At 66.2% G+C, this 14,859-nt stretch carries 10 protein-coding genes and 2 riboswitches; of the genes, 8 read left to right on the top strand and 2 right to left on the bottom strand.

Annotation, left to right across the window (positions count from 1 at the left end; translation table 11 throughout):
- Positions 1-23: 23 nt before the first annotated feature.
- Positions 24-123: riboswitch (glycine riboswitch) on the bottom strand.
- A gap of 19 nt (positions 124-142) precedes the next feature.
- Positions 143-229, bottom strand: a riboswitch (glycine riboswitch).
- Between the two features lie 167 nt (positions 230-396).
- Entirely contained in the window at positions 397-957 is a 561-nt protein-coding gene (locus GV068_RS10280; protein WP_159697230.1) for an ATP-dependent Clp protease proteolytic subunit, read from the top strand.
- A gap of 87 nt (positions 958-1,044) precedes the next feature.
- Here GV068_RS10280 and GV068_RS10275 read toward each other — a convergent pair whose 3' ends face one another.
- On the bottom strand, positions 1,045-1,251 hold the full coding sequence (locus GV068_RS10275) for a hypothetical protein (RefSeq protein WP_159697229.1): 207 nt from the start codon (positions 1,249-1,251) through the stop codon (positions 1,045-1,047).
- Between the two features lie 288 nt (positions 1,252-1,539).
- Here GV068_RS10275 and GV068_RS10270 point away from each other — a divergent pair, with 288 nt between their 5' ends.
- The 7 genes from GV068_RS10270 to GV068_RS10240 all read left to right on the top strand — a co-directional run bounded on the left by GV068_RS10270 (position 1,540) and on the right by GV068_RS10240 (position 12,907).
- Complete coding sequence (locus GV068_RS10270; RefSeq protein ID WP_229464004.1) at positions 1,540-3,825, top strand: DUF1631 family protein; 2,286 nt, start codon at positions 1,540-1,542, stop codon at positions 3,823-3,825.
- A 120-nt stretch (positions 3,826-3,945) separates the two neighbouring features.
- Complete coding sequence (gene smc / locus GV068_RS10265; RefSeq protein WP_159697227.1) at positions 3,946-7,470, top strand: chromosome segregation protein SMC; 3,525 nt, start codon at positions 3,946-3,948, stop codon at positions 7,468-7,470.
- Positions 7,467-8,642: a cell division protein ZipA C-terminal FtsZ-binding domain-containing protein gene (locus GV068_RS10260; protein WP_159697226.1), complete on the top strand. Its 1,176-nt coding sequence runs from the start codon at positions 7,467-7,469 to the stop codon at positions 8,640-8,642. The genes smc and GV068_RS10260 overlap by 4 nt, the downstream gene beginning before the upstream one ends.
- 39 nt (positions 8,643-8,681) lie before the next feature.
- Complete coding sequence (gene ligA / locus GV068_RS10255) at positions 8,682-10,988, top strand: NAD-dependent DNA ligase LigA (protein WP_159704860.1); 2,307 nt, start codon at positions 8,682-8,684, stop codon at positions 10,986-10,988.
- 13 nt (positions 10,989-11,001) lie between these two features.
- Positions 11,002-11,889, top strand: coding sequence for a UTP--glucose-1-phosphate uridylyltransferase GalU (gene galU / locus GV068_RS10250; RefSeq protein ID WP_159697225.1), 888 nt, complete (start codon positions 11,002-11,004; stop codon positions 11,887-11,889).
- 2 nt (positions 11,890-11,891) lie between these two features.
- On the top strand, positions 11,892-12,428 hold the full coding sequence (gene def, locus GV068_RS10245; protein WP_159697224.1) for a peptide deformylase: 537 nt from the start codon (positions 11,892-11,894) through the stop codon (positions 12,426-12,428).
- Positions 12,428-12,907: a hypothetical protein gene (locus tag GV068_RS10240; protein ID WP_159697223.1), complete on the top strand. Its 480-nt coding sequence runs from the start codon at positions 12,428-12,430 to the stop codon at positions 12,905-12,907. The genes def and GV068_RS10240 overlap by 1 nt, the downstream gene beginning before the upstream one ends.
- Positions 12,908-13,043: 136 nt before the next feature.
- Here GV068_RS10240 and GV068_RS10235 read toward each other — a convergent pair whose 3' ends face one another.
- The gene (locus GV068_RS10235) at positions 13,044-14,759 is read right to left on the bottom strand and encodes a DUF885 family protein (protein WP_229464549.1); all 1,716 of its coding nucleotides are present in this window, start codon (positions 14,757-14,759) and stop codon (positions 13,044-13,046) included.
- Positions 14,760-14,859 lie beyond the last annotated feature (100 nt).

Below are 14,859 nucleotides of genomic sequence, written 5' to 3'. Positions count from 1 at the left end.
GTGCGTGACACCTTGCGGGTGCCTGTATCCCCTCTGTCCTTGGTACCTGAGAGATAGCGGCATGCGCCGCCTGCCCCTTCGGTGGGCCCCGTGTGTGCGGGGCCGCTCTCCAGAGTGTGAGCCGGCCGCGCCGTGCGCTGCCGCTCCCTGACCAGTCCTTTTTGCCTGAGAGTTTGTGGGTAGTGCCCCTTCGGCGGCAGGTGTGCCTGCGCTCTCCCGGTCAAGACTGCGGAGGATATGCCAGCATTGGTTTGGTGTCAATCAATCAGTGGGTGGATAGAGGGGAAATTGGTGATTTCCAAAAAGAATTGCCGCGCACTATTGGTGCATGCCCCATATTGGCCTTCGGGCGTGATTTGCTACACTTATTCCATACACTTTGCAGTGGGAAAAACTATGAGCGAAGACAAAGCACAGCAGGTCAAGGAAGCGTGGTTCACACTGTCGGGCGACGTCAACAGCGATATGGTGCACCGCATGTTCGAAGCGGCGTCGATGATGACCGAGGACGGCATCGAGACGGTGCATGTGCTGGTGCAGTCGAACGGCGGCTATGTCAGCGACGGGCTGTGCCTGTACAACTTCCTGGCCAATTCGCCGATCAAGTTCATCATGTACAACGGCGGGGCGGTGGCCTCGATCGCCGTCATCCTGTACCTGTCGGGGACTGAACGCTATTGCAGCGAGACGGCGCGCTTCATGGTGCACAAGTCGCACGCGACCGCGTCGCCGGGTTCGCGGCCGGATGCATTGAACATCATTGTCGAGGGCCTGCGTGCGGACGATGCGCGTACCGAGTCGATCCTGCGCAAGTGCGTCGAACTGACGCCGGAGCAGTGGGCTATCCACCAGTATTCCGACCTGCACCTGAATTCGCGCGATGCGAAGATCGCTGGCCTGGTCAACGACATCCGCGACTTCCGTCCGCCCAAAGGCGGCATGCTGCGTAATATCTGAGTCCACCTAAAAGAAAAAGCCCATCGCGCGATGCGATGGGCTGGCGACATACGTTGACCAGGCAGGCCTGAACGGCCTGCCGCGTGATCAGCGGTTCTTGTCGTTCTTGTGGCTTTGACGGCCGGCTTCGGCGTGCTGTTCCGGGGTGCCGCCGCGGGTGCCGCCGCTACCGCCGCTGCCGCCCGAACGCGAGCCCGAGCCCGAACCCGACTGCTTGCTGCCGCCCTGGCGACCGGCTTCGGCATGCTGCTGCGAGCTGCCGCCTTGCTTCGACTTACCTTGATTCGAGGCCATCATATTTCCTTTCACTGTGGGGGAAATGTCCTGCTGCCGGGCTGCGGATCGTTACCGCTGCATTACCGGTCGACCCATCATGCGATTCGTATGGATGAACCGGTATCGGACCACGGCGTGATCCAGTGTAGGACGCCTACCGACATTCTCAAGGCATTTATTCAGCCCGAAGTGTGGCGAAAAACGCCACACCAGCCGGGCTATCTCAGCCGATATGCATCTTTCCTATTGCTATGTGGAAATAATCTGGCACAATGCAAGCATCGACCCCGTCCATCCGCCAAGGCCGTGAATACCGCCCAGACACCCGCCGTCCGCAAGGCCGCCGCTGCGCAGCAGGCGACGCTGGACGAGCTCGTCGTGCTGGCAGCCGGCCTGGCTGCCGAAGGGCTGATGGACATGGTCACCCGCATGAGCGCCGTGCTGCTGGACATGACCGCGGCCGGGCCCGACCCGCAGCAAGCCGTCCGCCGCATCCGCTCCGGCAATCTCCTCAAGGACAACGCCTACGCCTTCGTGCACCTGGCCTCGACCGGCATCGAGCTCGCCCTGCGCAAGGAAGTGGCGCTGCTGGCGCCTGCGTCCAAGCGTGAAGCGGCAAGTCCGCTGACCCTCAGCCTGGTGCCGATGGAGGAGATGGACCAGCAACTGGCCTTCGCCGCGATCAGCCGTCCTTTCGACATCCAGCAGTCCGAACGCCTGGCCAGCCTGGGTGTGCGCCTCGGCGTGCTGCTCGGGCGCGAGCTGGTGCGCGCCACGCACAATCCCTTCCGTCCCGAAGTCTTCCTGCGCGCCCTGCAGGAAGCCTGGCGCGAATTCGAACCGTCCGAAGAGTCGCACGAACTGGTCCTGCCGCTGCTGCGGCCATCCATCGTGTTCGATCTGGACCCGATCCTTGACGCCCTCAACGAGAAACTCAAGCCGGCGCGCGCCCGCGAGCGCGACGAGCGCTTCGCCAAGACCGACGACAGCGCCGCCGCCAAGGCCGAGCGCCGGCGCCGCGACGCCGCCGTCTCGCAGCAGCTGCGCCAGCTGTTCGGCGCGGCCGATCCGGTCCCTGGCGTCGAACTCGACATCCCCGTGATTCCCAATCTGCCGCAGGGCAGCGGCGGCTGGCGGCCCAGTGCGGCCAGCGGTTTCGCGAGCGCCGCCGCCGCGGCCATCGGTCCGGTTGTGGCGGGCCAGGCGCCGGTCGTCCCGGCTGCCTTCGCGCCGGCTGGCCCTCAGGCGGCGCCGGGGCAGGGGGCGGGCATCGTGGTGCCGGCCTCGCTGGTCGACATGCTGGAAAAGCTGGCCGCCGCGGTGCCGGCCGCGCCGAGCGCGGGCGCTGCGGCGCAGGCCGTGCCACACGAAGTGTTCTACCTGCCGCGCCTGAAACAGAGCCTGCCCCAGGGCAGCCTGTCGCGCGGCGACGAGACCACGCTCGACCTGCTCTCGCGTATCTTCGAGACCGTGCTGGTCGACGAGTCAATCCCGCAGGAGACGCGCGAACTGATCGCCTTCCTGCAGGTGCCGGTGCTGAAGGCCGCGCTCAAGGACCGCAGCTTCTTCTTCGAAGAGGCGCACCCGGCGCGGCGCATGCTCGACCTGCTGTCGCAGGCCGGCTGGGAGCAGGGCGCCAGCCCGGATGATCCGGTTTATCGGGCCATGCAGCGCAGCGTCGACAAGGTGCGCCAGGAGGCGCAGCCGGAAGCGTTCGCCGCCGCCGTGGCCGACCTGGAAGCGAGCATCGCCGAGCGCGAACAGCAGGAGGCGGCCGCGATCGCCGGCCCGATCGCCCAGGCCACGCGCCAGGAAAAGCAGGCCGCGGCGACCCGTTCGGCGAAGAAGGCGGTGGCGCTGCGCCTGGCCGGCGACGAAGTGGTGGCGCTGGTCGGCACCTTCCTGGAACAGCGCTGGACCCCGGTCCTGACCCTGGCCTACACCATCGAGGACAGCAAACCGGGCGCGGTCGATAACGCCACCCGCGCCATGGATGACCTGATCTGGAGCGTCAAGCCCAAGGCCACGCAAGAGCAGCGCAAGGCGCTCATCAAGAGCCTGCCGGCCCTGCTCACCACCCTCAACAAGTGGCTGGACGCCATCCAGTGGCAGGACTCCGAGCGCCTGCAGTTCTTCGCCGGCCTGGCCGAGTGCCACGCCGCCATCGTGCGTGCGCCGCTCGAGGTGTCGCCTGAGCGCCAGCTGGAACTGGCGGTGGAAGCCGCCCAGCAGGACGCGCTGCGCCGCATCGCGCTGGAACAGGCCGACGCCGCCGAAGAGGAGGCGCCGCTTGATCCTGCCGCCACCCAGCTGGCGACGCTCGAGCGCGGCATGCGGGTCGAATTCAGCGGCGCGGCCGGAGTGCGCAAGCTGCGCCTGGCCTGGGTCAGCCCGCTGCGCACCCTCTTCATCTTCTCCGGCGCCGGCCGCCAGGAGGCCTTCTCGCTGCCGGCCGAGCGCCTGGCGGAAGCCTTCCGCACCGGCAGCATCCGGGTGCTGGCGCCCGAAGGCGTGGTCGGCCGCGTGCTGACCCAGGCGGCGGGCGAAGCCGCCATGAACGACCCCTCGCACACCACCACCCAGGCCGGCTGAATCGTCACACCGGCCCCGCCCGGTGGATTGTCGAGTTCGCAAGTCTCAATCTTGGCCGAAATGCAAGCAACAAATGGTATGATGGGGCCTTTGATCACTCTCTAGCCCTGCCGAAGCAACGTGCGCCTTTCCTCCATCAAATTGTCGGGATTTAAGTCTTTCGTCGATCCCACCAATTTCCAGGTGCCCGGCCAGCTTGTCGGCGTGGTCGGCCCGAACGGCTGCGGCAAGTCGAACATCATCGACGCCGTGCGCTGGGTGCTGGGCGAATCCAAGGCCTCCGAACTGCGCGGCGAGTCGATGCAGGACGTGATCTTCAACGGCTCCACCTACCGCAAAGCTGCCGGCCGCGCCTCGGTCGAACTGGTGTTCGACAACAGCATGGGCAAGGCGGCGGGCCAGTGGGGCCAGTACGCCGAGATCGCGGTCAAGCGCACCCTGACGCGCGACGGCACCTCGACCTACTACATCAACGGCCAGCCGGTGCGCCGGCGCGACATCCAGGACATCTTCCTCGGCACCGGCCTGGGCCCGCGCGCCTACGCCATCATCGGCCAGGGCATGATCTCCCGCATCATCGAATCGCGCCCGGAAGAGCTGCGTGTCTTCCTGGAGGAAGCCGCGGGCGTCTCCAAGTACAAGGAACGCCGCCGCGAGACCGAGAACCGGCTGTCGGACACGCGCGAGAACCTGCTGCGGGTGGAAGACATCCTGCGCGAGCTGAACGCCAACCTGGAAAAGCTCGAAGGCCAGGCCGCCGTGGCGAACCGCTTCCACCAGTTACAAAGCGACCAGGAAGAAAAGCAGAAGCTGCTCTGGCTGCTGCGCAAGAACGAAGCCAAGACCGAACAGCTGCGCTACTTCCGCGAGGTGGAAGAGGCGCAGACCGCACTCGAAGCGCAAACCGCGAAGCTGCGTAACGTGGAGCTCGAGCTGGAGCACATGCGCCAGTCGCACTTCGCGATCGGCGACCGCCTGCACCAGGCGCAAGGAGCGCTGTACCAGACCAATTCCGAGATCGGCAGCCTGGAAGCGCAGATCAAGTTCGTGGTCGAGTCGCGTACGCGCCTGCAGACCCAGCTCGGCACCCTGGGCGCGCAGCGCGACCAGTGGCTGGCGCAGCGCCAGGAATACGAAGAGCAGCTGGCGGAAGCCGAGATCACGCTGGAAGAACTCGGCGCGCGCGCGGAAGGCGCCCAGATCGCGGTGGAGGCCCACGGCGAACGCGTGCCGGAACTGGAAGCCGCATGGCGCCAGGCCCAGGAGCGTTCGAACGAATCGCGCGCCCGCATCATGCAGGTCCAGCAGCGCATCGAACTGGCCAGCGCCCACCAGCGCAATGCCGCCAACATCCTCACCAGCCTGGCCGGCCGGCGCGAACGCCTGCAGCAGGAGCGCAATAGCCTGAACCTGCCGGATAGCGCGACGCTGGACAACCTGCGCATGCAGCAGGAAGAGAAGCAGCTGGCGCTGGAAGAGCAGACCATGCTCTTGGAGGATGCGACCGAACGCCAGGAAGCGGTCGAGCAGGAGCGCAAGGACGCGCACGCCCAGGTCCAGCAGGAGTCCAGCGCATCGGCCCAGCTGGAAGCGCGCCTGGCCGCGCTGCGCCAGGTGCAGGACCGCGTGCAAACCCAGGGCAAGGTCCAGCCCTGGCTGGAAAAGCACGAACTATCCAGCCTGCCGCGCCTGTGGCAGAAGCTCGACATCGAGGAGGGCTGGGAGACGGCGCTGGAAGCCGTGCTGCGCGAGCGCTCCGGTGCGCTCGAGATGTCGAACCTGGACTGGGCCAAGGCCTTCTTCAGCGACGCGCCGCCGGCCCGCCTGGCGTTGTATTCGCCGGCACCGGGAGCGCCCGCGGCCGCCGAAGTGCCCGGTCTGAAACCCTTTGCCAGCCTGCTGCGCCTGAACGACCCGGGCCTGCGCGGCGTCCTGAACGACTGGCTGCACCACGTCTACGTCGCGCAAGACGCGGCCGAGGCCTTCGCCAACCGCGGCCGCCTGCCGCAGGGCGGCGCCTTCGTCACACGCCAGGGCCATCTGGTCACCGCGTCGAGCGTGCGCTTCCATGCGCCGGATGCGGAGCAGGACGGCATGCTGGCGCGCCAGCACGAGATCGAGAACATCAGCAAGCAGCTGCGCGCACAAGCCCTGCTGCTGGACGACGCGCGGAGCCGCGCCACGCGCGCCGACGCTGCCGTCAGCGACCTGACGCGCCGGCTGCAGGATGCGCGCCAGCGCGTGGGCACGCTGACGCGCGAAGTGCATGCGCTGCAGATCGAAGTCCTCAAGCAAAGCGAGATCGAAGCGCGCTTCAACCAGCGGAGCGGCCAGATCGCGGCCGACCTGTCGGAGATCGCCGCCCAGGAAGCCGAGCAGCGCCAAGCCGCCGCCGAGGCGGAACAGGAATTCGAGCAGCTCGACATGGAGCTGGCCGAGCTGCAGGGCAGCCACGAAGACGGCCAGACCGCCTTCATGGAAAAGGAACAGCTGCTGGCCGACGCGCGCCAGAAGCTGCGCGACCTGGAACGTGGCGCGCAGGAAGCCCAGTTCGCCGAACGCGCCCAGCGCACCCGGATCGAGGAACTGCGCCGCAATATCGCCACCGCCACCCAACAGGCCGACCAGGTCACCGCCAGCCTGGGCGCGGGCAAGCTGGAACTGGAAGCGCTGGAAGCCGGCACTGCCCACGAAGGCCTGCAGGAACTGCTGGACCGCCGCAGCACGCAGGAGCGCGCGCTGGCCGACGCCCGCCATGAGCTCGACCAGATCACCCAGCAGCTGCGCCAGATGGAAGAAGCGCGCATGGGCAACGAGCGCAGCCTGCAGCCGCAGCGCGACCGCATCACCGAGATGCAACTGAAGGAGCAAGCCGCGCGCCTGAACCAGGAACAGTTCGCCGAGGCGCTGGCCACCACCGGCGCGGTCGAATCCGAGCTGGAAGAGAAGCTCACGCCGGACATGAAGCCGCAATACCTGCAGGGTGAGGTGACGCGCCTGACCAATGCCATCAGCGCACTCGGCGCGGTGAACCTGGCGGCGGTCGACGAACTGGCCCAGGCGACCGAGCGCAAACGCTACCTCGACTCGCAAAACAACGACCTGCAGGAAGCCATCAGCACGCTGGAGGATGCGATCCACCGCATCGACCGCGAGACGCGCGATCTGCTGCAGGACACCTTCGACCGCGTCAACACCCACTTCTCGGAACTGTTCCCGATCCTGTTCGGCGGCGGCCAGGCCAAACTGGTGATGACCGGCGACGAGATCCTCGATTCCGGCGTGCAGGTCATGGCCCAGCCGCCGGGCAAGAAGAACGCCACCATCCACCTGCTGTCGGGCGGCGAAAAGGCGCTGACCGCGACCGCGCTGGTGTTCTCGATGTTCCGCCTGAACCCGGCGCCGTTCTGCCTGCTGGATGAGGTCGACGCGCCGCTGGACGACGCCAATACCGAGCGCTTCTGCCGCATGGTGAAGCGCATGTCGGACCATACCCAATTCCTCTTCATTTCGCACAACAAGATTGCGATGGAGATGGCCAACCAACTGATCGGTGTGACGATGCAGGAGCAGGGCGTATCGCGCATCGTCGCGGTGGACATGGAGTCCGCCGCGAATTTCGCTACTGAGGCACAAGCAGCATGACTGACTTACAAATGACCCTGATCGCAGCAGGCGGCGTGTTCGTCGCCGGCGTCATCTCTTACAACAAGTGGCAGGAGTACAAGGCCCGCAAGAGCGTGGAACGCGCGTTCGCATCGGATCATGACGACGTCCTGATGCGCAGCGGCGAAACGGCCGTCGAGCGCCAGGAGCCGGTGCTCGACATCGGTGCGGAATCCCCGCTGGCGCCGCTGGACGTCGAGCCGGGTACGCTGGAAGTCCCGACCGCGGCGCCGACCGTCGCGCCGGCGCCGGCTGCCGCTCCTGCCCCGGCTGCACCGGGCGTGCGCCCGATCGAGACCCTGGCGCCGGCGGCATCGCTGCCCGGCGCCAAGCCGGACACGCCCCCTTCGGAACTGGCCGAAAGCCTGGTCGACCCGCTGATCGACTGCATCATCCCGCTGAACTTCGAAGGCGCCCTGCGCGGCGACCGAATCCTGCCCTCGCTGCAGAAGCTGCGCCGCGTCGGCAACAAGCCGATCCACTACATCGGCTTCGCCGTCAGCGGCGACTGGGAACCGATCGTGCACGGCGGCGTGTACACCAAGCTGCAGACGGGCGTGCAGATGGCCACCCGCACCACGGCCCTGAACGAAATCGAATACTCGGAACTGGTGACCCGCCTGCGCGCGGTGGCCGACGAGATCGGCGCCGAACCGGAAGTGCCGGACATGATCGAGGTGATGAGCGAAGCGCGCACCCTGCACCGTTTCGTCGCGGGACACGACGCCCAGTTGGGCATCAACCTGGCCGCCAACGGCGCTCCGTGGGCGATCTCGACCCTGATCGGCGCGCTGGAAAACCAGGGCTTCGACGTGCGTCCGGACGGCCGCTTCTCGATGCCGGATGGCGAAGGCGGCGTGCTGTTCACCCTGTCGACCAATGTGACGCTGGGCGCCGATACGACCAACCGCCTGACCCTGCTGCTGGACGTGCCCTGCGTGGCGCCAAGCCGCGACGGCTTCGGCGCCATGGCGAAGTGCGCCAAGGAGCTCACGCAGCGCCTGGATGCGACCATCGTCGACGACTTCGAGCAGCCGCTCTCAGATGCGGCCCTGGAGGAAATCAAGGGCCAAGTGGTCGAGTTCTATCAGGAGATGGAAGCCTCCGACATCCCGGCCGGTTCCACCCGCGCACTGCGCTTGTTCGTCTGAGGTAAGGCCGTGACCGTGCCTCAGGACGTCCAGAACCGCATGGCGTGGCTGGTCGAGGAGCTGAACCGCCACATCTACAATTACCACGTGCTCGACGCGCCGACCATTCCGGACGCCGAGTACGACCGCCTGTTCAAGGAACTGCAGGAGCTGGAAAGCGCGCATCCGCAGGCGGTGAAGAACGATTCGCCTACCTCGCGCGTCGGCGCTGCGCCGATCCCCGAGTTCAAGCAGGTGACGCACTCGGTGCCGATGCTCTCGCTGAACAACGGCTTCAGTGACGAAGACGTCGAGAACTTCGACCGCCGCGTGCGCGATGGTCTGGAAGTCAAACAAGTCGCGTATTCGGCCGAACTCAAGTTCGACGGCCTGGCGATCAGCCTGCGCTACGAGAACGGCGTGTTCGTGCAGGCCGCGACGCGCGGCGACGGCTACACCGGCGAGGACGTGACCGCCAACATCCGCACCGTCAAGGTGATTCCGCTGCGCCTACATGGCGACGAGGTGCCCGCCGTGCTGGAAGTGCGCGGCGAGGTCCTGATGTTCAAGGACGACTTCGCGCGCCTGAACCAGCGCCAGCGCGACGCCGGCCAAAAGGAATTTGCCAACCCGCGTAACGCAGCCGCGGGCAGCCTGCGCCAGCTGGATGCGCGCATCACGGCCCAGCGCAAACTGCGCTTCTTCGCCTACGGCATCGGCCGCCTCGAAGGCGCCGAGCTGCCGGAGACGCATTCGGGTGTGCTCGAGTGGTTCGACCGCCTCGGCCTGCCGGTGTCGAAAGAACGCGCCGTGGTCAGCGGCCGCGACGGCCTGCTGGGCTATTACCGCGGCATCGGTGAAAAGCGCAGTGCGCTCCCTTACGAGATCGATGGCGTCGTGTACAAGGTCGACAGCGTGGCCGACCAGGCCGCGCTCGGCTTCGTCTCGCGCGCACCGCGCTTCGCGCTGGCCCACAAGTTTCCGGCGGAGGAAGCGCTGACGACCGTCTCGGCGATCGACGTGCAGGTGGGCCGTACCGGGGCCATCACACCGGTGGCGCGCCTGGTGCCAGTCTCGGTGGGCGGCGTCACCGTCACCAATGCGACCCTGCACAACGAAGACGAAGTGCTGCGCAAGGACGTGCGCGTGGGCGACACCGTGATCGTGCGCCGCGCCGGCGACGTGATTCCCGAAGTCCTGTCGGTGGTGCTGGAGCGCCGTCCGAAACCTGAGCCGATGCGCTACAAGCTGCCCGATGCCTGCCCCGTGTGCGGCTCGCACGTGGTGCGCGAAGAGGGCGAGGCGGTGGCGCGCTGCTCCGGCGGCCTGACCTGCGCCGCCCAGCGCAAGGAAGCAATCCGCCACTTCGCCGGCCGCCGCATGATGGACATCGAAGGCCTGGGCGACCGCTACATCGACAGCCTGGTCGAGTGCAACCTGATCCACGGCGTGGCCGACCTGTACAAGCTGACGCTGGACGACCTGCTGCAGATGAAGCGCATGGCCGACGAACGCGACGGTACTACGCCGGAAACTGTCAAGCAGGGCAAGGTCGCTACCAAGTGGGCCGATAACCTGCTGGAAGCCATCGCCGCCAGCAAAAATCCGCCGCTGGAGCGCCTGCTGTTCGCGCTCGGCATCCGCCACGTGGGTGAATCGACCGCCAAGACTCTGGCCGACTGGCTCGGACGCTTCGAGCTGGTGCGCCAGGCGCCGGAAGCGCTGCTGCGCGTGTTGCCGGACATCGGCGGCACCGTGGCGGAAGCCATCGCCGAATTCTTCGCGGAAGAAAAGAACCAGCAGGAGATCGATGCGCTGCTCGCGGCCGGCGTGGCGCCCCAGGGCGAACATGCGCCCAAGGCGCAGCTGCGCGAGAAGCTCGACGAAGTCAATCTGCTGGCGGCGCTCGGCATCCCGAAACTGACCGAGCCGCGTGCGCGCCAGCTGATCACCGCCGGCCAGACCCTGGACGCGCTGGCGCACCTGAACGTGTTCGGCGTGTTCGGGCTGCCGGCCAACGTCGCCGCGTCGCTGGAAGAATGGATGGCGCTGCCGGCGAACCGCGAGAAGATCGCTGTGCTGGCGAAGCTGCGCGCCGAACTGCTGGCCCAGCTGCCGGAAGAAGCGGCCGCTGAAGGAAGCTTATCCGGCAAGACCTTCGTGCTGACCGGGACGCTGCCGACCATGAGCCGCGATGCGGCCGGGGCCCTGATCGAAGCCGCCGGCGGCAAGGTGTCGGGCTCGGTGTCGAAAAAGACCTCCTACGTAGTGGCTGGGGCCGAAGCAGGCAGCAAGCTTGCCAAGGCCGAAGAACTGGGTGTCACCGTCCTCGACGAAGCAGGCCTGCTGGCACTGCTGGGACAATGAAAAGGAAAACCGCATGACCATCATTCGCAAAGCCGTATTCCCGGTCGCCGGCCTCGGTAGCCGCTTCCTGCCCGCCACCAAGGCGCAGCCGAAAGAGATGCTGCCGATCGTCGACAAGCCGCTGATCCAGTATGCCGTCGAAGAGGCGGTGGCGGCCGGCATCACCGAGATGGTCTTCATCACCGGCCGCAACAAGCGCGCCATCGAGGACCATTTCGACAAGGCCTACGAGCTCGAGGCCGAGCTGGAAGCGCATGGCAAGCAGGCGCTGCTCGACCTCGTGCGCAATGTGATCCCGAAGAACGTCAACTGCATCTACATCCGCCAGTCGGCCCCCCTGGGCCTGGGCCACGCGGTGCTGTGCGCGCGTCCCGTGATCGGCGACGAGCCCTTCGCCGTGCTGCTCGCGGACGACTTCATGGACACCAACGCTGGTACAAAGCCGGTGCTGGCCCAGATGACCGACCTGTACGCCTACGAGCGCTCCAGCATCCTGGCGGTGCAGGACGTCCCGCGCGAGAACACCCGCCAGTACGGCATCGTTAGCGCGTCGAGCTATCGTCCGGGCCTGGAGCTGGTCTCGGGCATCGTCGAGAAGCCGGCGCCGGAAGTGGCGCCGTCGACGCTGGCCGTGGTCGGCCGCTACGTGCTGTCGGGCTCGATCTTCGGCTACCTGGAAAACCTCGGCACCGGCGCCGGCGGCGAGATCCAGCTTACCGACGGCATCGCCGCGCTGATGCAGGCCGAGCGCGTGCTGGCCTACCGCTACGACGGCCAGCGCTACGACTGCGGTTCCAAGCTCGGCTACCTGAAGGCGACCGCCGCCATTGGCCTCAAGCACCCGGAAACCGCGGAAGGCTTCCGGGCCAGCCTGATGGCCCTGCTGGAGCAAGGGAAGTAATCATGGCCGTCCGCGAAATCCTGCGCATGGGCGACCCGCGCCTGCTGCGCGTGGCCGAGAAGGTGGAGTGTTTCGACACGCCCGAACTGCACGCCCTGGTTGCGGACATGTTCGAGACCATGCATGCGGCGAACGGCGCCGGCCTGGCTGCGCCGCAGATCGGCGCCAACCTGCAGCTGGTGATCTTTGGCTTCGCGAAAAACCAGCGCTATCCAAGCGCGCCACCGGTGCCGGAGACGGTCCTGATCAATCCGGTGCTCACGCCCTTGTCCGAAGAAATGGAAGAGGGCTTCGAAGGCTGCCTGTCGGTCCCTGGCCTGCGTGGCAGCGTGCCGCGTTATACCAAGCTGCGTTACGAAGGCTTCGATCAATATGGAAATGTCATCAAGCGCGACGCCGAGGGTTTCCATGCGCGTGTGGTGCAGCACGAAGTCGACCACCTGCTGGGCATTCTGTACCCGATGCGCATCCGCGACTTTTCCCGCTTCGGCTTTACCGAAGTGATGTTCCCCGATCTCGATCCGAAGGCCGACGACTGATGCGCGCACTTTTCCTTTCCGTGCTGCTGGCAGCGCCGCTGGCGCAGGCCGATGATTTGTTCACCAAGATCGATCCGGCGCCGAAGAGCGAATTCTGGCTCGACACCGGCTTCGCCACCGCGCACTTCGACAGCGACAAGGACCTGAACGGCGCCAACAAGGGGCTGGGCGCCGAGTACCGCTGGAGCGGCACCATGGCCGCCACGGTTGGGCGCTTCTACAACAGCGACCGGCAATGGTCGAATTATGCGGGCTTGATCTGGCAGCCGTATGCGGTGGGGCCAGTGCGCGTCGGCGTGGCGGTGGCGGCTTTCGACGGCTATCCGAACATGCGCAATGGCGGCTGGTTCCCGGCAGCGATTCCGACGCTGACTTATGAGTACAAGCGGGTGGGGCTGAATGTGGGGATCATCCCGACGTACAAGGACCGCTTGTATGGTGGGGTGTCGTTTCAGCTCAAGTTCAAGCTGTTCGAGTAAGCGGGCTTAACTTGGATCCCGGCCTGCGCCGGGATGACGGTTTCAAAGCTACAGGTACTAATAACGCTAGCTATCTCACAATCTAAACCAACGTCATCCCGGCGCAGGCCGGGATCCAAGTGTTCTGCGAACCGAGTTAGCCTTCCTTCGGATACGGACTCGGCCCCCCCTCCGCAATAAACGCATCGATCCTTTGCTGCAGCACCGGCAACGGCACCGAGCCCAGCTGCAGCACGGTATCGTGGAAGTTCCGGATATCGAACTTCGGCCCCAGCGCCTTTTCCGCGCGCGCCCGCGCTTCCTGGATCGCCATCTGTCCCAGGTAGTAAGACAGCGCCTGTCCCGGCCACGAAATATAGCGGTCGACCTCCGTCTCCACCTCATGCTTGGCGAGCGCCGTGTTCTCCATCAGGTAGTTCTGCGCTTGCTCGCGTGTCCAGCCCTTGGCGTGGATGCCGGTGTCGACCACCAGGCGCGACGCGCGCCAGGCCTGGTAGCTCAGCATGCCGAAGTGTTCGTAGGGGGTCTCGTAGATGCCCATCTCCACGCCCAGGCGCTCCGAGTACAGGGCCCAGCCTTCGCCGAAGGCCGAGATGTAGGCGCGGCGGAAGTTCGGCACGCCTTTCTGTTCCTGCGCCACTGGCATCTGGAAGGCGTGCCCCGGCGCCGATTCGTGCAGGGTCAGGGCGGGCAGGCTGTAGAGCGCGCGCGCCGGCAGGTTCCAGGTGTTGACCCAGTAGGAGCCGGAACCGCCGCGGCCCGCCGTATAGAACGGCGCCTGGTCGTCCGGCACCGGGAGGATCGCGAAGCGGCGGCGCGGCAGGTAGCCGAAGTACTGGTCGGCCTTGGCGTCGAACTTCTTGGCGGTCCAGGCCGCGTGCATCAGGAGTTCCTTAGGTGTCTTGGCGTAGAACTGCGGATCGGTGCGCAGGAAGGCCAGGAATGCCGGCAGGTCGCCCTTGAAGTCGACCTTCTTCATGGTGTCCATCATCTCGGCGCGGATCTTCGCCATCTCGGACAGGCCGATGGCGTGGATCTGCTCCGCGGTGAGGTTGGTGGTGGTGAACTCGACGATCTTCGACTGGTAATAGGCCTTCCCGCCGGGCATGGACTCGGCGGCGAGCGTGGTGCGCGCCTTGGGCAGGTATTCGCTGCGGAAGAAGGCCAGCATCTTTGCGTAGGCCGGCTGCACCTGCTCGCGGATCACGGCGGCGGCCTGGGTTTTCAAGGCTTCCTGTTCGGGGACGGGCACCGTCGCCGGCATGGTCTTGAACGGGTTGAAGAACACCGTCTCCTGCGGGGTTTTGGCTTCGGCGATCGGCACCAGGGCCACGTCGCGGCCCTGCAGCGTGACCTGCGGGGGCGTGAAACCGCGCGCCAGGCCGGCGCGCATGTTGGCGGTCTCCTGGGTGAAATAGTCGGGCAGGGCGGCCAGCTGCTTCAGGTAGTTGTGGTAGTCCTCGACCGTCTTGAACGGACGGCGCGCGCTATAAGTGACGTTGGTCCAGAAGGCGCTGTCGGCGTTCACCGGCTGCTCGAACTCGCGGAAGCGCTGGGCGTCCGCCAGGGCGGCGATCTGGGCGCGGTACACGGCGAAGTTGACCCGCTCGTCCTTCGACAGGTCGGCCGGCTTGATGGTGTCGAGCTCCTTGAGAATGCCTTCCCAGTAGGCGCGGCGCGCCTCCTGCGCCGCTGCATCCACGCGCGCGATCGTCGGGCTGACGCCGCGCTCGTCCTCCGCACGGGCCAGGCGCTCCGAAATCCGCCATTTCCACTCTTTGGTGTAGATTGTCTTGAAGCGTTCGTCCGCATGGGTCGCGGCGCCTGCGGGGCCCGCAGCCAAACTCAACACTATGCATACCGCCGGAAGGACGGCGCCCAGCTTTTTATTCATGTTTGTTGTTCCACATCAAAAGAGCTTTATTGCTCGGCAATATCCATCTTAGCGGGGA

It is taken from the genome of Massilia sp. 9I (assembly GCF_902506415.1).
Classification (GTDB): Bacteria; Pseudomonadota; Gammaproteobacteria; order Burkholderiales; family Burkholderiaceae_D; genus Telluria.
Note: the sequence above shows the minus strand (reverse complement) of the source record. Positions and strands in the feature narration are given on the sequence as shown.